Here is a 21,082-nt window from a genome sequence, read left to right as displayed (position 1 = left end):
ACCACTGCTGACGTGCGGTGATGTGACTTCGCGTCTCGGCGGTTGGACCAGCGGATTCAGAACGCCGGACATCCGCCTCCCCATGTGCCGGACCAGGCGCTGGCCAACCCGCGCTGCTGTCCATCGGCCTCTCCCTTCGGAGCTGCTCAAGCGGTGGTCGCTCAAGCACCCCTGAACTCCGGATTTCTGGGCCTAATAGGACACGCGGTCGTCGATCGTTATGGCTTCGTCACGTCATGCAGGCGGAGAAGCAGCTCCTTGGACTCGGCCTCGTCGAGGCTCTCCGCATCCAGCGCGCGAACGACAGCTTCGTAACCCGCGACCGCATCTCTCGACTCGGCAAGCAGAGTGGAGTTCTCGGCGCCAACCCAAACCAGCGGTTCGTACTTCGGAAACGTCAGCAGGGTGAACGGCCCCGCCAGCCCTGCGTGCGCACCTCGGGCGACCGGCAGGATCCGGATCTCGACGTTCGGGCGGTTCGCCATGAACATGAGATGCAGCAGCTGCCCAGCCTGCACCTCCGCACCGCCAACCTGAAGTTGCAGCGCCAACTCGTGAATGAAGTACGTGCATGTGGCGCCTCGTCGAGGCAGTCGCTGCATCGCAAGGCCCGCCTGAACTCGGTCTTCCAGCTCATCCGCCGGCGACGTGGCCGATGCGCGCAATGCCTCGCGCATGTAGTCGGCCGTCTGCAGGAACAACGGCACCGCGTGCGTGTGCCAGCAGGTGAGCGTCTCCGCCACCGCCAGGTTCTCAACGACAGTACGAAGCTCGATAGGCGAACACACTCCGTGCTGCTGCCACCAGCCGACAACAGCCGTCTCACTGTGCAGGGCCAGAAGATGAGCGCGCTCATCCGACTGGACCCGGCAGGCACCGAGTAGCGCAGCGATCTCAACGAGGTTGGCGCCACCCTTGCCGTTCACCACGTCCGAGACCTTGGCCTCGTCCCAGTCCATGACCTCAGCGGCCCCTCGCGAGGTCATGCCAGCTCCTGCGATGGCCGCCCGTATGCCAGCACCCAGCTCACGGCCACGCGCGGTGGAGATCCTCTTCGGCATACCTAGCTCCTCGCCTGATCGGTAACCAGCTGCAAGCGCCGTGCCGGATCCCGAAGCCGCAGCGAGGCCTCGTTCAACCAGAGCAAGGACAGCTCCTCGGTGCGCACGACATCGCGGAGCGCGACAAGGACTCGTTCGTAGGGAGCGCGCTCGGCAGCGGACTCAAGCCAGGTGCTGCCACCGTGCAGCGTGTGCAGGAGAACGACGTCGTCAAACCGCTTCTCCACGAACCGCATCAAGGTGAAGAACACGCCCATGCCGAAGTAGGGGCCGACATCGCCATCCACGAGGCGAAGCTCAAAGCCAGGCAGTCCGCCCAGCTCCTCCAGGTGCTCCATCTGGTCCGCTATCACTCTCGAATCGCCAACGCCGCCGTTGAGCACCTGCTCTGTCACGATCAGTCGAACGTTCAGCCGCCGCAGCTTCTCGGCCTGCTTGGTGCCCACTCTCAAGCGGCTGAGAGCCTCTTGCTGGTTCGCAAGATCGATGTCATTCGCCGCTGCACCGGACTCCACAAGGGCGGCGTGGTAGCCGCTGGTCCGCACAAGCTCAGGCAGCGTTTCCGCCGCCACAATCACCAGTTCACTCGCCTCGGCCAGAACGTCCCACGGTGTCCATGTCAGCCGAGCCCAAGCGTCGCCGTTGATCCGATCCCACATCTGGGGATCAACGGCTCGCTGCGCAACCCGCATGCACAGTTCAACTTCGTCATCGAATGCACCGCACGCAGCTCCGACCAGGACGACTTCACTAGGAGACATGCGTTGGGCGGCTCGACAGAGGTGCGACAACTTCGCGGTGGAGAAGCCAACCCGAGCACCCAACTCCAAGAGCGACCAGTCGCGCCTCGTACGCCAGCCCAGCACAGTCCGGCTCAAGGCGCGGACCTCCAGACTTGCTCTCCCGTTGACCAGTTGTAGCGCCATGTCCCATCAGCCTGTTCTTGATCCGTGGGCTTCGCGCCCGATGCCTCTTCGGCTGCCAATGCGTGCGCTCGTGCGTCGTCGCAGTCGCTGCCTGGGCGGCAAGATGAACGTCGAGCAACATCCGGCAAGGCGCCGGCACTCTCCGCCAAGCGGGTCCGCCGCGACACTTCCTGCACCAGCCGTTCTCGTCCGGCTGGTGCTCGTCGACGAACACACGCAACGCGGCCACCAACCGCGGAATTTCGTGCCGTGCCATGGACAACGCGGACGCACCATCACCGTCAGCAGCGATCCGCGACACTAGATCCAAATGCTCGACAAGCCGCTGACGCAGCTCGGTAAACAAGATCAGGTTGCCCATGGCAGCACGCCCTTCGGCTAGCTGGCTCGGAGACAGGAAGGCCGAGGCTGCTCGGCCGGTTCCGACGTCCTGTCGCTGGCGAAAGCACGCGCAACCGCTTGGCGGAACACCAGAAGCCCTTGCTCCGCAGCATTGGCCTCCCTGCAATCCAAGGCAGAAGTGACCACCACGGCAGCGCGCGAAAGCACCGCGGTCTGCGCCCACGTCAGGTTCACAACGACAGGAACAACATCCTCAACACGCTCCATCGCCAGAACCCTCCGTCAGACCGACCTGGGGCCGACGGAACCATTGGGCGTGGCGCGCTACCAGCCCAGACACGCCCGTCCAGACCAGCTCCCACAAGGGGCCAAGGATCCCGCCGACAGCGACTATATTAGGGGTTAATTAACCCCTGATGCGATAACCGGAACGTGTGAACCTGCCCTGACCTGCGCGTGACTAGGGTGATCACGAGTTCCGCAGCGCGAGGAGGCAACCGGGTGCCGAGCGACAAGACGTACAGGAAGTCCAAGCTGGGCCGCCTGCTCGATCAGCTGCGCAAGGACGCGGGCAAGGACCTCAGCTACCTGGCGAGCGAACTCCGCAAGACCGAGGCGCACCTCTCGAAGTGTCTGAACGGCACGAACCTCCTCGGCTGGGCCGACCTCGGCCTGTCCCTCGACCTCGTAGAAGCGGACGAAGACCGCCGGCGCAAGGCAACCGAGTACTGGGAAGACGCTAAGCAGGACAGCACGCGCGTCCAACACCCAGCCGCGTACAACCAGGCGGCGCGCTCATACGCCCGTGCCGAAGCTGACGCCTCAAAACTGAAGCAGGTGGAAGCGGTCTGGATCCCAGGCATGCTGCAGGTCCCGGAGTACACGCTCGCTCTCCGCGAGGCGGCGCACCTCTTCGTCAACCCGAAGGTTCCCGCTAACCGCACCGTCGCCGCCCGGCAAAGCCGCCAGATGCGGCTGCACGGCGACGCTCCGCTGCAAGCGCACTTCCTGATCGATATCGCAGCTCTCCGCCGCGCAGTTGGCGGCCCGGCCGCCATGTACGCGCAGATGCTCCACTTGCAGGCGTCCGCGGCTCTCCTGAACGTGACGATCCAGGTGATCGGCGAGGCCGCCGGCGCCTACGCCATCGACGGCGTGACCATCCTGAGCTTCGACGACGAGGACTTCCCTGACGTCGTCTACCTGGAGACCAGGGGAGGTGGTCGGTGGGTGGAGAATGACGTTGACGTAGACAAGTTCCGCAAGTCGTTCAACGAGATCGCGGAGAAGCTGGCCTTCACGCCCGAAGAGTCGCTCAAGATCATCCGCGACCAGGCTGAACTCTTCAAGGAGAGACTCCAGCGACATGACGAACCCTGAGAAGACGTGGCGCAAGTCCAGCTACACCGCACCCGACAACAACTGCGTTGAGCTCGCCGTCGGCGAAGCTGAGACCGCAGTGCGGGATAGCAAAGATCCTGCGGGCATATCCGTTACCATCACGGCGCATGTGTGGACTTGCTTCCTTGCGCACGCCAAATCCGATGGATTCAAACCTTGAGTTGGCGCGCAACGCTAGTTGCTGCGCAAGTAGACGTGTGACGTCTCTGCTCGACGTCGCTAGCTGTGAGAGTCGTTAGTTTCTGCGGAGTGAGCGATTGGTGCCCAGGGCGCTGTTCGACAATTTTCTCGCAGCCGCTATTTCAAGAAAGGCAAGAATTCGCGTGCGAAGTGGCGCGGAGTAACCCGTTTGGCGTGTCTTCCTGCCTTCCGGCAGACGACGACTATCTCGCTAAATGCAAAAAGCGCGAGAGTTTAGTCATTCGCTAGATCTGGCTGACAAGCTGCTCTTCTAGCCAAAGAACAAACTGGCGACAGCCCTGGCTGAGTTTTGGGACGGTTGCGTTCGTTGTATGCATCCTGTTGCCTCCGATGTTGACGTCGATATGCTTCATTTGACTTCCAAGCGCTTGGTCTGCCGTCAGCAGATCGGTGAGGTTGCCTAGGCCGTGGGCAAGGCAATTGCGTAGATCGATGCCTGCCTTAACTTGCTTCCAGCTGTCGCACGCTTCAAGGTCGATAGAGTGTTCATTTGCGTAGTGTCTAATTCGCGCCGGCCAGGTGAAAGGCATTTTCGGTGCAGGAAGTCCCTGTGAGAAAAAGAAGAATTCGGAAGCAGCGTTTGCGTAGGCCTCAACTGTCGATATGAGACGAAGAACTGCGGTCTCGCGACGCACAAGTGCGCTCGCCATCTCACCTCCAAGTTTGCCGACCTGCATCAGGATTGCATCCTGGTTTGCCGCATATCCGGCTTTGATGAGGCCACTCTGGGCGTGAAGAATAAGGGAGAGCGCGTCGTCCGTTATGGACCATTTTGGATCAATGGTATTCATTAGGCCTACTTCTTTGGTGTGCGATATAGTAACAGTTCGACCAGCTTATTTCCTTCCTTTAGGGCTGCGATCCTCTGCTGATTGACGTTAGGGATGGACTTTGCCGCCAAGGCGTACCAGGCGATTAGTGCTTCAGGTTCGGTCCTAATCGCGCGATCGATCTCGTCGAAATTCACTAACTTGTAGGGGGCAAGAGTGAGTGTTGCTTCAGCCTTAAGTAGTGGATCGACGTCTGTTCGTTGACGTTTAACCCATCCGCGACGTACTCGCGCGCTAAGAAGCTTGCACACACGCGCAACATGCACCAGCCAGAGTCGCTGCCATGCATTGAAAAAGTCTGTTCGAGTAATCAGTTTGTCCCAGGTTGGGCCTATGTCTGTTCCGGCTTCGTGAAGCGCTATCATATACATGCCTAGTCGATGGCTTAAGAAAGGCGCGTACTCGAATAGCCTTGCGATGTGAGCAAGCCCGAACGAGTCAGATTGCTTGGTAAGGATTCCGATTGCGCGGCTGAGCTCGTGATTCTCGTCTGGCGTGAGATTGGAAAGGTCCAAGTATCCGCGCTCGCCAGGTTCTAAATCGAGCTTCTCGAAAGTCTTGTGGCCAACCGCTGTGAGTTCGTCGTCCTCCAAATCGCCGTAATCATTCGAAATCTTGACCAACTCCGGCTTGAACTCGATGTCGCCCTCGCTTGGAGACTCTATCCAGTTTTTCCAGAAGTAGGTGCTGAACTTAGTGATTCGAGTCTTTCGCTCATTCAAGATAAGCCCGACTGCGCTAGCTTCATGTGCTAGGGCCTCTACGTGCGCTTGGGCTTCCTCGTAGGTAGCTGCGGCGATTCGAAAGTCATCGTTGTAACGCCATACTTCAATCCCGCGTCGGCGCAGTTCGCGCTCGATGATGCGAGCGTAGATTTCTGATAGTTCATCGGAAGGATCGAGCAACTGTGGCAATCCAAATGGGCGTCCTTGTATTTCTTCCAGCAGCCCTATTAGAAGTCGTGGTAGGTCAACCTTGAACGTGCGAAGCTGCACTTCGCTTAATAAACGCGAGTGGTCGACGTACTCGTAGAATGCGGCGATGTCCGACTCTATGACGTATTGAATTCGCGCACTTTCGAGCTGCATAGTACGTTTTCCATCGAATGCTGACCTTAGCGGCCCTGAGATAAAAGACTTATAGGCCTCCTGCGATCGATCGGAAGGAGATATGCCATCGAGAATCTCGTGACATAGGGCTCGATAAGTAATCCTTTCCGGAATTCCAAGTATAGGCACGGGGCGAGTCTGCTGGTGGGGTTTACGAGCGCGCGATACTACGGAAGGTGCATTAGTTATACCTGTTTCAAGTCGGAATCGAGCGTACTCTCCGAAAATCTCGGGGTGCTTCTTGACGGTTTCTAGCCAAGGTTCCGGAGGTAGCAGATTCCGCCAGGCCTCTGCTTCCGCAGTAGCTGCTTGTTCGAAGTGGAGCATGTCCAATGTTGACGATTGGATTGGATCCATCGATTCCTCACCCGAGTCGTCTGGTTCGCTGTGTCTCGCCAGTAGGGGAGGGGTAAGTATGTCTAGGGCCGGACGGGAAAGCTACAGAAGAAGCCGAACGGAGACGTGTTGGCAGATGGCTGCAGCGATGATCAAAGAGGGTCTTCATTCGATCGATCGTTGCGATGCGCCGTGTGGCGGCAGTATGTGACGCATCCCCAGCTAGCGCGAGCTGGCGTGCACTTGGACGAACCTCTCGACCGCGGGAGACTGCAGACCGTCCCAGCCGTCGAAGTAGAAGGACTCCTTGCTCGCCATGCGGACGACCTCTCGGATCGCGTCGGCAAGTAGTTGATCATCGCCGTCGAACAGCGCAGCTCGGACCTTGGCATCGGTCACTATCGTCTCGAACGCTGGAGTGCTGCGCGGTGAGTAGTACCGGGCAAAGTGGGTGTAAAAGTTGCCGTGGCTGACCTTGCCGCGGACGCCGATGACTGCCAACGCCGCGTAGACATCGAACTGGCACAAGCTGTTCAGAACCGCCGGCGACTCCGAGGTAACGTCTGGGCGCAAGGCGCCCATCTCGCGGATCACGTTGTGAGCGCGGGCGAGAAGGCCAGCCTTTTCCTCGGTCTCGAAGACTCGAGCCCGAAACGCCATGACGGTAGCGTGGCGCAGCCATGTTCCCCAGTGCCTTCTGGCTTCTCCGGGTGGCTCCTGAACTGCAAGGTATCGGACTGTGAACCAAGCCTGGCGACGGACCGCGAGTGCGCCAAGCGCATACACCCTTGTGGTGACGTCGAGCCATAGCCGAACCACTATTGGGTCGCTGTCACGACCATGTCCGTACTCATCGAAGCCGAGTTCGTAGATGCGTACCAGCACCTCGACAACGCGGCCCAGCCAGGCTTCACGTTCGTACTCGATGCTGAGTGCGGCAAACGTGGTGAGCCGGTCGAGCAATCTTCGTAGCTCGTCCTGATCGGAAGCGAGCAGAACGGCAGCGTCCTGAAGGGTGCGGATCAGCAAGTGACGCAAGGGAATGTCGTCTTCTCGGCGAAGCAGTTCGGTGAGAACCTGTTCGTAGGTGTCGGCATCGAGCTTCCAATCGATCGCCGAGGTAGGGGCATTCGCGAGTTGGCCGACGGTGCTCATCGTCGCCAGGTGGGCTGCAAATTCCTCGGTGATTTCCTTACGCCATGCCTCCTTGCTGCGTGCGACGATCTGCCTGACGAGCCGGTCGCGGTCGTTGTCGTTCCATCGCTCGCTACTCGTTCCATGCCGGACCAGTACGTCACCACTTCGGAACACCGTCTTCGATCGTCCCTTGGAATCCAGATACACCCCAGTGGTGTGGATGACAGACCATCCGTACGGGTCTGGCGCGACGTAAATGAGCCCCACTAGGTGCTGCCCGATCTCGTGGCAGGCGGAATGGATCACAGGCGCGCTGAGATATTTTTCCAGCTTTGGTCGCAGTGTCGCTTCATCAAGGTGCTTCGCTAGCTCTGCGGTCAACCCGCCGGAGGGTCCGGGCATGATATTGCCTCGGTCGTCCGCGCCTACCACGATGTAGCCGCCGTCTGGGTTCGACTGCATCGCGGCGACGTCCTTGGCTAGTTCGACAAGATCCTCGACATGCCCCTTGCCGAGGTTGAGCGTCGACTTGTAGTCAAGGCAGAACTGCTCGCACTGTTCAGCCAGCAAGGCCGTCAGTTTCTCTGCGGTCACGGTCGGCTCGACTACTACTGCCACCTCGGACACCGCCTTCGCGCCAGGATCTTCCGCCTCCACGTGGGGACGTCGGCTGGAGCCTAGACTTGACGCGGCTCGGGAGCGAGTGAATTTTGACAAGCCCCCGGTCGGATCACTAGCGAATCGTTGTCATCGGGGTAAAATCTCATCTTATGAGTAAAGGGGCACGAAACCGTGCCAACCGTGCGGAGAAGGACGTGCCCACTGACGTCGGCCTGCTGCGTCGAAAGGGAGACGATGGACCCTGCGGCCTGTGCGGGGCTGAGGGGAAGCTAAGTCGAACCCACGTGCCACCTCAGGCGGCAGGGAATGATCATGGCGTTCAGCGGCATTACCTTCGAGTGAAGACCGCAGACGGGCTACGGACACAGGTGGTGGGTCGGAAGTCTGCTGGCGGTATGTATGTTTTTGGACTCTGTCAGACCTGTAATACCGCTGCGGGAAAATGGGACCCAGCGTACGCCGAATTGGCCCACGGTCTTAAGCGATGCTGGGCTTCTGGTTTCGTTTTGGTGCCTAGTGATCGGATGTTTCTTCCTGCTGTTATGTGCAGTCCAGGTGAGGTGGCCCGGTCGATCCTGATGGGTCTATTTGGCGTTAATCATATTCTTCGCGATCGGTTCCCGGATCTTGCGGAAGGTTTGCTGGAGGGTTTTGGAGACCTTGTTCTTCCGCAGGAGCTCCGTCTTAGGTTTGCTCTGGCTCGGGGTACGGTTGGCCGCCTCACAGGAGCAATGCACTCGATGAAGGTCATCGAGACGCGGAGTGGTGTCATCGAGTACTTACTGTCTGATGCTGCCGTCTACTTTCCGCCGCTAGCCTGGAATCTGGCTGCTGAAGGGTCCACGTACCTCGATGGGCAGGGTTGGGGTGATGCCAGTGCTTGGCTATCCGTACCCATCGGGGAGCGGCGTGATGTGAGTACTCTCAGTCCTTCGCTACCTCTCGTGGAAGAGCCGAGTCAAGATCCTCGCGAGTGGGACAGATTTGTGCATTTGCTTTCTGACAAGATCACGCCAATTGTTGAATGCAGCGGGCTTCTTCTGGAGTAAGAGCTGCTATTTCGCTTGGCGTGAAGAAACTGCGAATTTTCCTGTAGCGACGGCGCGATGTGCACATCACTCTCTGGGTAACCAGTGATGCGTAGGCGTATTGAAGCCAGAGCGCCGGGCCGGCGCTTCATCGGGCGTCACTGCCGCGGCGCCGACGGCGATGTGTGATCGGAACGGTGGCGGATATCTGCAGTTCACGGCACGTGCGTGTAGGGGAGGGACTAGTGCGTACCGTGTCGGGGGCACCACCTGAAATCACCTCAGCCCGTGGTGCTTGAGCAGGTGTTTTGCCGCTCTTCGGTCCCACTCGGCCTACCCGTTCGGCCGAGGTCGCTACCTCCGAACGATGTGCGGAGGGCAGCCGGAGAGTAACCAGAAGTCGATCATGGTCATCACGCCTGGCGACGCCGATCAGAGTGATCTTGAACGACTCTCGTCGCTGCAGGTCAAGCGCTTCTCGTCAGGCCTGACCTCGCGATCTGCCAGCGACTCGGCACGCCCGTCAGCCGATGTGGTGTTCGTCACCGGCGTGGCCTGCTACCAGGTCGGGCGAGCCGTCACGCCACCGTCCACCACGAGGTCGTGCCCGGTGATCCACCGCGCCATGTCCGAAGCCAGGAACACGCAGGCGTCCCCGACGTCCGAAGGCGTCCCCAGCCGCCCCAACGGCGCCGCGGCCCGCCACCGCGCGACGCCCTCCGGCCACTGCTCCTCGATGCCCTGCCGCGCGATCAACCCGGGCGAGACCGTGTTGACGCGGACACCGCGCGGACCGTACTCCAACGCCGCCGCACGCGCGTGCATGATCAGGCCCGCCTTCGAGGCGGCGTAGTGGGCGTGACCGGGTGCGGGGTGACGGCCCTCGATCGACGCGATGTGCGTGACCGAGCCGCCGGGCGGCAGGTGGCGGACGGCGGCCTGGGTGACGGCGAACGGGGCCATCAGGTTGGTGTCCATCACGGACTGCCATTGCGCGGCCGTCATGTCCGGCAACGGTTCCACGGGCTGGATGCCGGCGTTGTTGACGACCGCGTCGAGCCTGCCGTGCCGGGTGAAGGCGTCGTCGACCACGCGCTGGGCCGCGGTGCGGAGGTCGCCGTCCTCGCGGCCCCGGTGGCGGACGACCGAGGCGCCGGCGTCCAGGAACCGCTCGGCGATGCCGGAGCCGATGGGGCCGTCGGTGCCGGTCACCAGCACGACCTTGCCGCTGAGGTCGATCACGAGAGGATGCCTTCCATTCGTCCGGCCAACCACGGAACGATCTCACCCCGGCCCGCGGCGAAGGCGTTCGCGCCGATCTGGCGGAACTCGCCGCCCGCCTCCCGGACCAGCACCGCGCCCGCGGCGACGTCCCACGGGAACACGCCGATGTTCGCCGCGGCGTCCGCTCGGCCGGCTGCCACCCAGGCCAAGGACAGCGCCGTCGAGTAGACGCGGCGGACGTCGGCGATCTCCAGCAACGCGCCGAGCAGGTCCATCTCGCCGGTGTACGGGCTGCCGGGCAGCGGGATGTCGGTCAGCACCAGCGGTCGTGGGCTCACGCCCGGAGTGATGGTCAGGCCGGAGGACCGGACCGTGAACGGCACGCCTGCGGCCGCCGTGAAGAGTTCGTCGCGGAACGGGTCGAGCACGCAGCCCGCCACCAGGACACCGTCCACGGCCGCGGCGACCGAGATGCACGAGAGAGGGATGCCGCGCACGAAGTTGCGGGTGCCGTCGATCGGGTCGACGTACCAGGTCACGGAGGCCGTCGCCGAGCCCAGTTCCTCGCCGACCACCGCCGAGCCGGGCGCGCCCGCGGTCAGGACGCCGCGCAGGAACGACTCCAGCTCCACGTCGGCGGAGCTCACCTGGTCGAACGCGCCCTTCGACTCGACGTCGACCCGGACGTCGTGCAGCAGCTTGGCGGCGTCCAGGCAGGAGTCCACGGCCAGCGAGAGGAGATCGCGAGGTGTCACGAGGGCCATTGTGATCGGTCACAAACACGACCGGATGACTCTGGGCAACGTCCCACGCGCGCCAGTGACCTGAGCCACGACGATGAGCTGACCTGACAACGACGTTGGAGGATCAGGATGCGGATTGTGGCCGGGTTGGCTGTCGTGGCGATGTTGGTCGCCGGAACAAGCACCGCGCAGGCGGACACGCTCGACTACGTGGCGCTGGGGGACTCGGCGGCGGCCGGGCCGCTGATCCCGAACCAGGACCCGGCGCTGTGGTGCCTGCGCAGCAGCAACAACAACTACCCGCAGGTCGCCGCGAAGCTCCTGAACGCGAGGCTCACCGACGTCACCTGTTCCGGGGCCAAGACGGACGACTTCGCCGGGCGGCAGTTCGGGTTCGTGGCGCCGCAGTACGACGCGCTGAAGCCCACCACCGACCTCGTGTCGATCACCATCGGTGGCAACGACGTGGGGCTCGTGCAGACGGCGCTCGGCTGCATCAACCTCCTGCCGGAGCCTGCCGGGTTCTCGTGCAAGGCGCGGCTCACGTCCGGTGGCGACCAGGTGGCCGCGGCCATCGCCCAGTGGGCGCCGGAGTTCGGCGCGGCCCTCGACGAGGTCAAGCGCCGGGCGCCGCAAGCGAAGATCCTCGTCACCGGTTACGGCACCTACATCCGCCCCGGTGGCTGCTACCCGGTCCAGCCGATCTGGGCGCGCGACGCCGACTACCTGCAGGGGTCGGTGAACCTGCTCAGCGCCACCGCCAAGGCGGAGGCCGAGAAGCGCGGCGCCACCTACGTGGACCTCGCCGCGGTCAGCGTCGGGCACGACACCTGCGCCAGGCCCGCCGACCGGTACCTGGAAGGGCTGATCCCGACGACGATCGCCGCGCCGCTGCACCCCAACGCGGCGGGCATGGCCGCTTTCGGGGCTACGGTCGCGCGCGCCGCGCAGCGAGTGCAGCCGTCAGGAGCGTGACGTGCTCGATGCGCGTCGGGTCCAGCCCGGTCAGTTCCGCGACGCGCCGCAACCGGTAGTCCACGGTGTTCGGGTGCACGTGCAGCTCTGAAGCGGCGGGCCTGCGCGAACCCCGCCGCAGGTAGACCTCCAGCGTCTGCACCAGTTCGTCGGTCAGCGGCGAGACGATGGCCGCCAACGGCTCCAGGGCGGCGCTCGGCCGGGAGAGCTGGTACTCCAGCAGCACGTCGGTGAGGCGGTACAGGCCAGGTCCCGACCCGCGTGCCACGACCAGCACCTCGCGCGCTAGCACGGCGGCGGACGCGACCCCCGAGGGCGGGGCCGCGACCGCCGCCACCGTCAACGGCACCCCGGACGCCCGCGTCACGTCCGCCACGATCCGTTCCAGCGGCAGGTCCTCGCCGGGCAGCAGTGCGAGGCCGCCTTCGGGCGTGAGCGACGACAGCACCGGCTCCCGGCTGTGCCGCTCCAGCTCGGTCCGCAGCCGGCGCAGCTTGCGCCGGGACGCGACCGCCGCGTCCACTCCGTCCAACAGCTCGTCGGGGTGCGGTGGCACGTCCAGGGCGAGCACCACGAAAGGTCCGGGCGCCTCGACGGTTCCGGCGAGCAGCCCGGTCAGCAACGTGGCCCGCGCGGAACGTTCGTCGTCGAACATCGTCTGGCGCTCGTCGAGGTACCCGGCGCTCACCACGGGCGTCACGAGCTGCAGGTACCGCAGCGCCAGCGCGTTCAGCGCCAGCACGTCCGAGACCTCCTCGGGACGCGCCTCGGGCACCAGCGCCTCCCACACGACCTGGATGCCCACGTGGTACGCCGTGAGCACCACGTCGATCGGCACGCCCTCCTCGGCCCGCCGCGCCGCCGACTCGCGCAGGAACCGCAGCTCGTCGGCCGAGGGCAACGAGCCCGAGGCCAGCACGGCCGCGAAGGCGCGCAGGGCGTGCTCGGTGACGCGGTGGATGTCGCCGGACAGCTCTTCCGCGGGCAGCTGGGCGTACGCGGGCACGCGCTCCACCAGCGACGCGATCACCTGCCGCACGAACGACGGCATCTCCGCGACCAGCCGGTCCGCCAGCGGTCGTCCGCCGATCACGTAGGACATCCGGTGATTGTGGCCGATCTACAGCTCGATCACCGTGCCGTCCACCGGCACCTCGACTCCGGCCTCGCGCAGCTTCGAGGACTCCGGTGACGACGGGTCGAGCACCGGGTTGGTGTTGTTGAGGTGGGTGTAGATCCGCCGCACCCCCGGGAACCGCCGCAGCTCGGGCAGGCTCGCCGTGATCGGCAGGTGGCCCATCGCGGCCTGCCCGGACGCACTGCCGGTCGCCGACCCCATCTCCGAGGCCGCGTAGAAGGTGCCGTCCAGCAGCAGGCAGTCGGCCCCGGCCACCACCTCGTCGAAGCCGGCGGGCCACGACGCCAGACACGGCGCGTACACCAGCACTCCACCGGAAACGGTGTCCTCGAACCGGTAGGCGACCACCCAGTGGCCGTCCACAGTGGACGAGCGGACGTACTTCGGGCGCTTGCCGCTGATCGGGATGGCCGAGACCTGCAGCCCGCCGACCTCAAAAGACTGTTCGACCTGACGCCACTCCACCGGCGCGTAGCCGTCGATCACCGTGCGCAGGTCGAACTGGTCCTTCAGCGCGTGCAGGACCGCGCCCGGCGCCCACACCGTCAGGCCCGCGCCACCCCGCAACGTCAGAAGCCCCAGCGTGTGGTCGAGCTCGGCGTCGGTGAACAGGGCGCCGCGCAACGGGGTGTCGCGCGCTCCAGGGCCGGGGTCCAGCAACGAACAGGAAGTGATCTGCGTTCGGATGTCCGGTGAGGCGTTGACCAGCCACCAGTCGGTGCCGTTGCCGCTGATCGCCAGGCAGTCCTGGGAGCGCGGGGGCAACGCGCCGGAACGAGCGCGCACGCACAGCGGGCACGCGCAGTTCCACTGCGGGAAACCACCACCCGCCGTCGTACCGAGCAGGACCGCCTTCACCGCATCTTCCTCATCGCCATCGCGGGAACCTCGGACGGTGCCATCTCGGTCTCCAGGATCAGGTCCACAGTGGACCGCTCGGGGGACAGGGAGCAGACGGGATCGGTCGCGGCGGCGTCACCGGTCAGCTGGAACGCCTGGCAGCGGCACCCGCCGAAGTCGATCTCCTTGCGCGGGCACGAGCGGCACGGGTCCCGCATCCACTCGAACCCGCGGAAGGCGTTGAACGACGGCGAGTGGTGCCAGATGTCGTGCAACGAGGAGTCGCGCACGTTCTCGATCTCCAGCGACGAGATCACCGTCGCGGCGGGACAGGGGAGCACGTCACCGTTCGGGGCCACGGTCAGCTGCCGCGCACCCCACCCGTACATGCACGGTTTCGGATGGGCCTCGTGGTAGTCCGCGATGACGTAGACGATCTCCATCCGGCCGCGCAGTCGTTCCTGCGCCGCGGCCACGACCGGGTCGGCGGCGGCGAGCTGGGCGCGGGTAGGCAGCAGCACCGCGCGGTTGCGCAGCGCCCAGCCGTAGTACTGCGTGTTGGCCAGCTCCAGGCGCTCGGCGCCCATCTGCTCCGCCATCGCGATGATGCCGGCGACGTTGTCGAGGTTCTGCCGGTGCAGCACCGTGTTCACGGTCAGCGGCAAGCCCTCGTCGAGCACGTGGGCCGCGGCCTCCACCTTGCGGTCGAACGCCTTGATGCCCGCGATCCGGTCGTTGCCCTCCCGCGTCGCGTCCTGCAGGGAGAGCTGCACGTGGTCGACACCCAGGGAGGCCAGCGAACGCAGCCGGTCGCGCGAGAGGCCGACCCCCGACGTGACCAGGTTGACGTAGCAGCCGAGGCTGTTCGCGTGGGCCACGAGCTCGGGCAGATCGGGCCGCAGCAACGGTTCCCCGCCGGACAGGTGGATCTGCAACGCGCCCAGCGCGCGGGCCTGGTCGAACACGCGCCGCCAGTCCTCGGTCGACAGCTCCGCGTCGCGGCGGACCAGCTCCAGCGGGTTCGAGCAGTAGCCGCACTGCAGCGGACACCGGTGAGTCAGCTCGGCCAGCAGGCCGAAAGGCGCCTCAGCCATCGACGTCCACCACCCTTCGTTCGACCATGCGGGCGATCAGCGAGGCCACGTCCCCCGGCTCCACACCGGCGTACTCGTCGGCCAGCACCACGGCGATGTCGCCGACGGACCGGACGCCGTCGCACAGCGCCACGACGGAGGCCGCGGTCTCGTTCAGCACCAGCACGCCCTCGGGGAACAGCACCACGTGCGCGGACCGGATCTGGTCGTAGGTGCACTTCACGCCGCGCCGGATCCGAGGCACGGCGTCCAGCGCGACGGCCGCCGTCACGGCCTGCCCTTGCCCGAGTAGTAGTCGACGGCGTCCAGCACGGCCCGCAGCACGTCGCACTTGAACGACAGCGCGGCCACGGCCGCCAGCTGCTGCTCACGCGTCACGGAGTGCTCGACCACGATGTCCACAGTGGCCTGTCCCTCCCCGGCGACCGCCTGGATGCGGTTCGTGAAGTAGGCGAAGCCCTCCTCGGCGATCCACGGGTACTGCTCCCGCAACGCCGCCAAACGCTTGCGCATCAACGCACCCGAGAACATCTCGGTGAGGCCGGAGGCGATGGCCTCGACCCACGGCTTGGTGCGCGCGAAGTTCACGTAGGCGTCGACGGCGAAGCGCGTGCCGGGCAGCACGTGCCGTTCGTCGAGCACCTCCTCCCGCGTCAGTCCGACGGCCTCCGCGAGGCGGATCCAGTTCTCCGCGCCGCCCTCGCCCGGCCGAGTGCCGTCGTGCCAGACGATCCGCTCGCGCCACTGGCGCCGGATTTCCGGCGACGGGCAGTTGGAGAGGATCGCGGCGTCCTTCTGGGCGATGCAGCGCTGGTAGTACCAGCGGTTCGCGGCCCACGCCTGCAGCTCGTGCTTGCTCAGCTGTCCGGCGTGCATGCGCAGGTGGAACGGGTGGCTGTCCCAGTACCGGGGTGCCAGGGCGCGGAGCTCGGCGACGAACTCCGCGGGAGCGACGGCAGACATGGGCGGGAACTCCTCCGGGAACGCGCGGGGACCGGGGTTCCCGGCAGCCTGCCAGGAACCCCGGCGCGATGCCTGACGTCAGCTGCGGGCCGCGTAGGCGGTGACCTCCATCGGAGTCTCGAAGTCGCGGAAGTCGGGCTTGACCCACTCGCGCTTGACCTCGGGCAGCTTGGTCTCGGTGGTGGTGACGGCAACGTTCATGGCGCAACTCCTCGGGTGTCCGGCCCGCATGCCCGAGTGGGCGTGCAAGCGCTTTCCGTTGGGGCGCGGCGGCGACCCACACGGTATGTCTTCCGGGTCGTCGAGGTCCATACCGTCCACGAAGTTACCCGGAATCATCGGAGGGAAATCATCTTGTTTCGCCCCTGTGGCGGTCGGGAATCCCGGAACCTCCGACCACTGTTGCGGGTCACTGCGATCTGTGATTGCGTAAACACGCCCTGCAACGCCGCCGCCGCAGACCCTCACGAGCGGACCCGAAGGAGAGCACACATGCGTGCTCGTCGTATCGCAGCAGCGGCAGCCTGTACTGCCATGGCCGCGTCCCTCTGCGTGCTGCCGGCCTCGGCGCAGGACGATCCCTCCGTCCTGGCCGAACGGACACTCGCCACGAACCTGGACATCCCGTGGGACATCGAGTTCCTGCCGGACGGCAGCGGCATCTTCACCGAGCGGGACACCAGGAAGATCAAGAAGATCACGGGCACCACCGTGACGGAGCTCGACACGGTGGAACAAGCCCAGCTGACCGGCGGTGAAGGCGGCCTGCTCGGCCTCGCCGTGTCGAAGACCTTCGCTATGGACAACTCGGTCTTCATCTACTACTCGACGGCCAGCGACAACCGCGTCGCCAAGCTCCAGCTCGGCGGCACGCCGCAGCCGATCGTCACCGGGATCCCCAAGAACCGCTACCACAACGGCGGCGGCCTCGAATGGGGTCCGGACGGCTTCCTGTGGGCCACCACGGGCGACGGCCAGAACACCGCCACCGCGCAGAACTGGAACTCGTTGGGCGGCAAGGTCCTGCGCTTCGACGAGACGGGCAAGCCCGCCGCCGGCAACCCCCGCGCCGGCAGCGTCGTCTACTCGATCGGCCACCGCAACGTCCAGGGCATCACGTGGATCGGCAACACCGCGTACGCCACGGAGTTCGGCAACAGCAGGACCGACGAGGTCAACCGGATCGAGGCCGGCAAGAACTACGGCTGGCCGACGTGTGAAGGCAACTGCAACACCGCGGGCATGACCAACCCGGTCAAGACGTGGTCCACCAGCCAGGCAGGTCCGACCGGCATCGCCTTCTACAAGAACGCCCTGTACGTCGGCGCGGTCACCGGCAGGCGCGTGTGGAAGATCCCGGTGAACGGCACCACGCTCGGCACCCCGCAGGCCCTGTTCACCGGCTACGGCCGGGTGCGCGCGGTGGCTCCGGCGCCGGACGGCACGCTGTGGCTGGGCACGTCCAACCAGGACGCCAACGGCTCACCGGGTGCGACGGACGACCGGATCATCTCCACCGACGGCTAGGACCAGTTGCGAGCAGCGGGCATCCGGCGGAGCTGGTCCAGCACCGCCGGATCCTGCAGCTGCATCCACTGGATCACCTCGGTGTAGGTGGCGCACACCGTCTCCGGCTTGTCGCACACGTACTCCATGAACTGCTCCATCGCCGTCGAGAACGCGTTGCCGTTCCACTCGTTGAAGTGGTTGCCGACGACGATCGGCGCGCGGTTGCCGTTCAGCGCGGCCTGGTGCACCGACTTGTAGGTGTCGAGGACGATCTGGGCGAAGTCGCCCGCGCGCCAGGGTTCGTCCTTCGCCTGGTTGAGCGAGTACCAGAGGTTGAAGTCCATCATGACGACCTGCTTGCCCAGCGCAGGAACGCGGACCTCGGGCATCGGGAACTCGTACAGTCCGTTCTGGACGGTCGGCCACTGCACGCCGAGCGCGACCTTGCTGGTGTCGTAGACGAGCCCGTTCGCGGCCATCGCGGGGAAAGCCTGGTCCCAGTTGCCTTCCAGGCACGGCGTCCGTCCACCCCGGACCGCGTCGGCGGGCAGGTTGAGCCCGGCGGCGCGAGACCTGTCGACGATCTGCTTGAACTGGGCGAGCTCCGCGTTCCAGGCCGCGGTGTCCCACTTGTCGACCGACGGCTGGGTGCCGTTGGAGCAGAAGTGGCCGTTGTAGTGCGTGCCGATCTCGTGGCCGTCGGCGATCACCTGGTTCAGGTAGCCGATCCGGGAGGCGACGTCCTGCCTGGTGCCGCCGAAGTCGATGTCGGACAGGCCGCGCTTGAGGCCCGCCGGCGGCTGGTACTGGTTCTTGTCCGGGTCCGCCAGCATGTAGACGCCGGAGAGCAGGCCCGTGACGTGGGCGTTCTTGGCCTTCGCGATCGGCAGGACCTTGTCCCAGTGCTGCTTGGACACCGCGCCGTCGAAGGAGAAGAGCACGAACTGCGGCGGCTTCTCACCCGGCGCGAGCTTGTGCATCCACGGCTGCTTCTGCATCTGCTCCGGCGTGGCGGCCGGCACCGTGGGCGTCGGTCCCGCGTCCTTGGGGGCGGGCAGCCTCGGAGCCATCGGCAGGGGGCCGGAGTCCGCCTGGTTCGCCGGGTCCTCGTGCGCCCCCAGCGTCATCACCACTGCCAGAACCAGCCCCAGAGCAAGGCCAGTGGTCAACCATCCCCACCGTTTCACACCTTAGGAGACGACTGATTACCCGAACGGGTTGCGCGAGGTACGCAATTGGTCACTGAACGGGTTCGGCGATGACCACTCGGTTCGCTTCGTACCCCTGCTGACCACCGACCCACGTGCCGCCGCAGGTGACCAGCACCAGCCGGTGCGGCCCACGCGGCCCGAAGAACTCGACGGCGCGTGCCGGGAGTTCCTCCTTGCGGACGGTCTCGATCTGCTTGATGCGGAACCGGAACTCCTTGCCCGCGCTGTCGGCGATCACGACCTCGCGGCCGTTCTGCGCCTGCCACAGCTCCGCGAACGGGCCCTTCGCGCCCTTCCAGTCGACGTGCCCGGCCAGCACCGTCGCACCCTCGGCGCCCGCGAGCTCGGTGCCCCACCAGGTCGCCTCGCCGATGCCGTCGGGCACCGGCAGCACGCCGTCCTTGACCTCCTTGCGCACCAGCGTCGCCGAACCGCCCGCGGGCAGCCGGACGGAGCCCGGACCGGCCTTGGGCGGCGCGGGCTGTTGTTGCTGCTGCGGCGGAGTGGGGTCGGCGGGCCTGGCGTTGGCCGTGTTCGCACCGCCGACCAGCCCGGTGAGGTCGGGACCGCGGCCGGTGCTCAGGCTGTCCGCGACCGGCCCCGGTCCGACCACCGGGATCTCGTCCGCGACCGCGCGTCCGGGGAGGACCTCGGTCTCGGACGTGGTGACCAGCACGCTGGCGGCGGCCACACCCGCCACCAGCGCACCGGTCAGAAAAGCTTTGGGACTCACTGCCTGCGCCACACCAGGAAGCCTGCCAGCGCCGCACCGAACAGCACCAGGCCACCCACCGCCAGCATCAGTCCGGGCCGCAGCTGCATGTCGAACGACGCGGTGGCGACCGGCGTCTGGCCGTCCGCACCGGCGGGGATCGTGCTCGGCACGACCGGCTTGTTCGGCTTGTTCATCAGTTCGAGCGCGAGCGTCTGACCCGCCGCGAGCGTGCCGCAGGCGGACGGTGGCGCCTTCGGGTCGAAGAACTCCTCGTACCCCTTGGGGGCGGCCACCTCGACGAGGCAGATCTCCTGCGGGGTGCGCAGGTCCGGGACCTCGACCGTGCCGTCGGGACCGGTCTGGAGCACCAGCGGCTTGCCGTCGGTGCCGACCAGGTCCGTGTCGTCCTGCTTCTTCGCCGCCGTCGTCTGGTCCTTGGCGGTGACGCGCAGCGCGACGCCGGAGATGGCCTTCTTCGTCTCGGAGTCGATCTTCGTGATCTTCACGGCGCCGGGAGCGGTCTTGGCCTGGCCGTTCGCGGAGGCGTTCAGCTTCTTCTCGCCGCCGGTCGTGACCATGCGCTGCATGTTGTCCGTCTGGATCGGGAAGTGCACGACGGGCTTGTCGGCGGGGGAGTCCGCGACGGCCGCGATCGACGGCTTGGGGCCGGTCGCGATGATCTTCACGGTCGCCGGCTGCCCGTCCGCGCCCGTGGTGGCCGTACCGCTGGTCTTGCCGTCGGCCAGCGTGGCGTCGGTGAGGGTGAAGTTGATGGGCGCGTTCGTGACGCCCTTGTCGTTGGCCTTGACCAGCGCGAGCGTCCAGGACGACTCGGAGCCGATGATGAGCGGTTCCTTCGGCGCGGTGGCGCTGAGCGTCCACGGGCCGCGGTTGGTCTCGGCGTCGGCCTTCAGGCGCGCGACGGCGTCCAGGACCGGCTGCGGGAGCCGCGCCGCGTAGAACGGTGCGTCGTAGGCGAGGAACTTCGGGTCGGTCGTGTCGAGCCGCACCGCGCCGTCGGGCACGGACGTCCAGCTGTGGAGCAGGTGCGCGAGAGCGGCGGCCTCCTCCGGCGACTTGGTCGTGGAGTAGCGCAGCAGCAGGTAGGAGATGTTCGCCGCGACGCCCGCGTCGAGCTTCTTCCCGGCCTTCGTCAGCAGTTCGTCGCCCTCGCGGTAGCCGACACCGCTGTCGGGCGCCGGCAGCGCGTACTGCACGCACCACACCTGCTTGTCCTGCCAGATGTATGACCCGTGCCACTCGCTACCCGGCGTGGCGTTGGGCTGGAGCCCTGACGCGTTGTGGCCGATGCCCTTGACACCGGCAGCTGTCGCCGTCGCGGGAACGGTCAGGAGCGCGAGCCCCGAGACCATCGCCACGGCGGCCAGACGTTTCCAGCCCATTTTGGATCTTGATCCCCTCTGACCTGCGGATTGTCCCGCGTGCGAGCTTGTCGGTCCCCCACACCGGGGACAAGCCGCCACGAGGGGGAAGTCTCCCGCTACTCTGCGTGTGAACGTGATCGGAATGTGACGGGGGTTACTCAGTTCGAGGAGGACACGCCGCGACACGCCGTAGTCGTATAACGCTCTGGAGTTGGCGCAGTATTTGCGCACGTGTGATCGTCGTCGGGGGTAAAGTCGCCTTTACCGATGGGGAACATGGCACTAAGCGTGCT

Annotated in this window: 20 protein-coding genes; 4 read left to right on the top strand and 16 right to left on the bottom strand. The window is 65.4% G+C overall.

The window, feature by feature from the left end; genetic code table 11:
* Positions 1-218 precede the first annotated feature (218 nt).
* Positions 219-959: a DUF5753 domain-containing protein gene (locus tag ORI60_RS39590; protein ID WP_266043142.1), complete on the bottom strand. Its 741-nt coding sequence runs from the start codon at positions 957-959 to the stop codon at positions 219-221.
* Between the two features lie 104 nt (positions 960-1,063).
* Positions 1,064-1,987 (bottom strand): Scr1 family TA system antitoxin-like transcriptional regulator, encoded by a 924-nt coding sequence (locus tag ORI60_RS39585; protein ID WP_266043141.1) that lies wholly within the window; start codon positions 1,985-1,987, stop codon positions 1,064-1,066.
* A gap of 843 nt (positions 1,988-2,830) precedes the next feature.
* Here ORI60_RS39585 and ORI60_RS39580 point away from each other — a divergent pair.
* Both ORI60_RS39580 and ORI60_RS39575 read left to right on the top strand, forming a co-directional pair.
* Positions 2,831-3,709 (top strand): DUF5753 domain-containing protein, encoded by an 879-nt coding sequence (locus ORI60_RS39580; protein ID WP_266043140.1) that lies wholly within the window; start codon positions 2,831-2,833, stop codon positions 3,707-3,709.
* The gene (locus tag ORI60_RS39575) at positions 3,696-3,890 is read left to right on the top strand and encodes a DUF397 domain-containing protein (RefSeq protein ID WP_266043139.1); all 195 of its coding nucleotides are present in this window, start codon (positions 3,696-3,698) and stop codon (positions 3,888-3,890) included. The genes ORI60_RS39580 and ORI60_RS39575 overlap by 14 nt, the downstream gene beginning before the upstream one ends.
* A 265-nt stretch (positions 3,891-4,155) precedes the next feature.
* On the opposite strand, the gene ORI60_RS39570 is transcribed toward ORI60_RS39575, so the two are convergent.
* From ORI60_RS39570 to ORI60_RS39550, 5 genes are all read right to left on the bottom strand, one after another.
* Positions 4,156-4,722 carry a hypothetical protein gene (locus ORI60_RS39570; RefSeq protein ID WP_266043138.1) on the bottom strand — a complete coding sequence of 189 codons (567 nt, stop codon included), beginning with the start codon at positions 4,720-4,722 and terminating at the stop codon, positions 4,156-4,158.
* A 5-nt stretch (positions 4,723-4,727) separates the two neighbouring features.
* Entirely contained in the window at positions 4,728-6,197 is a 1,470-nt protein-coding gene (locus ORI60_RS39565; RefSeq protein WP_266043165.1) for a reverse transcriptase domain-containing protein, read from the bottom strand.
* 231 nt (positions 6,198-6,428) lie between these two features.
* Positions 6,429-8,000, bottom strand: a complete 1,572-nt coding sequence (locus tag ORI60_RS39560) for a helix-turn-helix domain-containing protein (protein ID WP_266043137.1) — start codon at positions 7,998-8,000, stop codon at positions 6,429-6,431.
* A 1,550-nt stretch (positions 8,001-9,550) separates the two neighbouring features.
* Positions 9,551-10,234 carry an SDR family NAD(P)-dependent oxidoreductase gene (locus ORI60_RS39555; protein ID WP_266043136.1) on the bottom strand — a complete coding sequence of 228 codons (684 nt, stop codon included), beginning with the start codon at positions 10,232-10,234 and terminating at the stop codon, positions 9,551-9,553.
* On the bottom strand, positions 10,231-10,971 hold the full coding sequence (locus ORI60_RS39550; RefSeq protein WP_266043135.1) for an inositol monophosphatase family protein: 741 nt from the start codon (positions 10,969-10,971) through the stop codon (positions 10,231-10,233). Before ORI60_RS39550 ends, ORI60_RS39555 begins: the two co-directional genes overlap by 4 nt.
* A 117-nt stretch (positions 10,972-11,088) precedes the next feature.
* Between ORI60_RS39550 and ORI60_RS39545 the strand changes: the two genes are divergently transcribed.
* On the top strand, positions 11,089-11,934 hold the full coding sequence (locus ORI60_RS39545; RefSeq protein WP_266043134.1) for an SGNH/GDSL hydrolase family protein: 846 nt from the start codon (positions 11,089-11,091) through the stop codon (positions 11,932-11,934).
* Here the strand turns inward: ORI60_RS39545 and ORI60_RS39540 are convergent.
* From ORI60_RS39540 to pqqA, 6 genes are all read right to left on the bottom strand, one after another.
* Positions 11,888-13,036, bottom strand: coding sequence for a PucR family transcriptional regulator (locus tag ORI60_RS39540; protein ID WP_266043133.1), 1,149 nt, complete (start codon positions 13,034-13,036; stop codon positions 11,888-11,890). The two genes, ORI60_RS39545 and ORI60_RS39540, sit on opposite strands and share 47 nt — an antisense overlap.
* An 18-nt stretch (positions 13,037-13,054) precedes the next feature.
* Entirely contained in the window at positions 13,055-13,930 is an 876-nt protein-coding gene (gene pqqB, locus ORI60_RS39535; protein WP_266043132.1) for a pyrroloquinoline quinone biosynthesis protein PqqB, read from the bottom strand.
* The gene (gene pqqE / locus ORI60_RS39530; protein WP_266043131.1) at positions 13,927-15,006 is read right to left on the bottom strand and encodes a pyrroloquinoline quinone biosynthesis protein PqqE; all 1,080 of its coding nucleotides are present in this window, start codon (positions 15,004-15,006) and stop codon (positions 13,927-13,929) included. The genes pqqB and pqqE overlap by 4 nt, the downstream gene beginning before the upstream one ends.
* Positions 14,999-15,277, bottom strand: coding sequence for a pyrroloquinoline quinone biosynthesis peptide chaperone PqqD (gene pqqD, locus ORI60_RS39525; RefSeq protein WP_266043130.1), 279 nt, complete (start codon positions 15,275-15,277; stop codon positions 14,999-15,001). Before pqqD ends, pqqE begins: the two co-directional genes overlap by 8 nt.
* Positions 15,274-15,969: a pyrroloquinoline-quinone synthase PqqC gene (gene pqqC / locus ORI60_RS39520; protein WP_266043129.1), complete on the bottom strand. Its 696-nt coding sequence runs from the start codon at positions 15,967-15,969 to the stop codon at positions 15,274-15,276. Before pqqC ends, pqqD begins: the two co-directional genes overlap by 4 nt.
* Positions 15,970-16,047: 78 nt before the next feature.
* Complete coding sequence (pqqA, locus tag ORI60_RS39515; RefSeq protein ID WP_166045134.1) at positions 16,048-16,170, bottom strand: pyrroloquinoline quinone precursor peptide PqqA; 123 nt, start codon at positions 16,168-16,170, stop codon at positions 16,048-16,050.
* A 333-nt stretch (positions 16,171-16,503) separates the two neighbouring features.
* On the opposite strand from pqqA, the gene ORI60_RS39510 reads away from it, so the two are divergent.
* Positions 16,504-17,496 carry a PQQ-dependent sugar dehydrogenase gene (locus tag ORI60_RS39510; protein WP_266043128.1) on the top strand — a complete coding sequence of 331 codons (993 nt, stop codon included), beginning with the start codon at positions 16,504-16,506 and terminating at the stop codon, positions 17,494-17,496.
* Here ORI60_RS39510 and ORI60_RS39505 read toward each other — a convergent pair.
* From ORI60_RS39505 to ORI60_RS39495, 3 genes are all read right to left on the bottom strand, one after another.
* Entirely contained in the window at positions 17,493-18,647 is a 1,155-nt protein-coding gene (locus tag ORI60_RS39505; protein WP_266043127.1) for a polysaccharide deacetylase, read from the bottom strand. The two genes, ORI60_RS39510 and ORI60_RS39505, sit on opposite strands and share 4 nt — an antisense overlap.
* Positions 18,648-18,717: 70 nt before the next feature.
* Entirely contained in the window at positions 18,718-19,434 is a 717-nt protein-coding gene (locus tag ORI60_RS39500) for a class F sortase (protein ID WP_266043126.1), read from the bottom strand.
* A complete protein-coding gene (locus tag ORI60_RS39495) occupies positions 19,419-20,807 on the bottom strand; it encodes an MSCRAMM family protein (protein ID WP_266043125.1) in 1,389 nt (462 codons plus the stop codon). Before ORI60_RS39495 ends, ORI60_RS39500 begins: the two co-directional genes overlap by 16 nt.
* Positions 20,808-21,082: the final 275 nt, after the last annotated feature.

Origin of the sequence: Lentzea sp. NEAU-D7 (assembly GCF_026242055.1) — a bacterium.
In the GTDB taxonomy this organism is placed as follows: domain Bacteria; phylum Actinomycetota; class Actinomycetes; order Mycobacteriales; family Pseudonocardiaceae; genus Lentzea.
The sequence above is the reverse complement of the archived record's forward strand: the minus strand, read 5'-3'. Positions and strand labels throughout refer to the sequence as shown.

Coding starts and splice junctions, on each gene's coding strand:
- ORI60_RS39590 (WP_266043142.1), bottom strand. CDS start 959: ATGGACTGGGACGAGGCCAAGGTCTCGGACGTGGTGAACGGCAAGGGT.
- ORI60_RS39585 (WP_266043141.1), bottom strand. CDS start 1,987: ATGGCGCTACAACTGGTCAACGGGAGAGCAAGTCTGGAGGTCCGCGCC.
- ORI60_RS39575 (WP_266043139.1), top strand. CDS start 3,696: ATGACGAACCCTGAGAAGACGTGGCGCAAGTCCAGCTACACCGCACCC.
- ORI60_RS39570 (WP_266043138.1), bottom strand. CDS start 4,722: ATGAATACCATTGATCCAAAATGGTCCATAACGGACGACGCGCTCTCC.
- ORI60_RS39565 (WP_266043165.1), bottom strand. CDS start 6,197: ATGCTCCACTTCGAACAAGCAGCTACTGCGGAAGCAGAGGCCTGGCGG.
- ORI60_RS39545 (WP_266043134.1), top strand. CDS start 11,089: ATGCGGATTGTGGCCGGGTTGGCTGTCGTGGCGATGTTGGTCGCCGGA.
- ORI60_RS39540 (WP_266043133.1), bottom strand. CDS start 13,036: ATGTCCTACGTGATCGGCGGACGACCGCTGGCGGACCGGCTGGTCGCG.
- pqqE (WP_266043131.1), bottom strand. CDS start 15,006: ATGGCTGAGGCGCCTTTCGGCCTGCTGGCCGAGCTGACTCACCGGTGT.
- pqqC (WP_266043129.1), bottom strand. CDS start 15,969: ATGTCTGCCGTCGCTCCCGCGGAGTTCGTCGCCGAGCTCCGCGCCCTG.
- pqqA (WP_166045134.1), bottom strand. CDS start 16,170: ATGAACGTTGCCGTCACCACCACCGAGACCAAGCTGCCCGAGGTCAAG.
- ORI60_RS39510 (WP_266043128.1), top strand. CDS start 16,504: ATGGCCGCGTCCCTCTGCGTGCTGCCGGCCTCGGCGCAGGACGATCCC.
- ORI60_RS39495 (WP_266043125.1), bottom strand. CDS start 20,807: ATGGGCTGGAAACGTCTGGCCGCCGTGGCGATGGTCTCGGGGCTCGCG.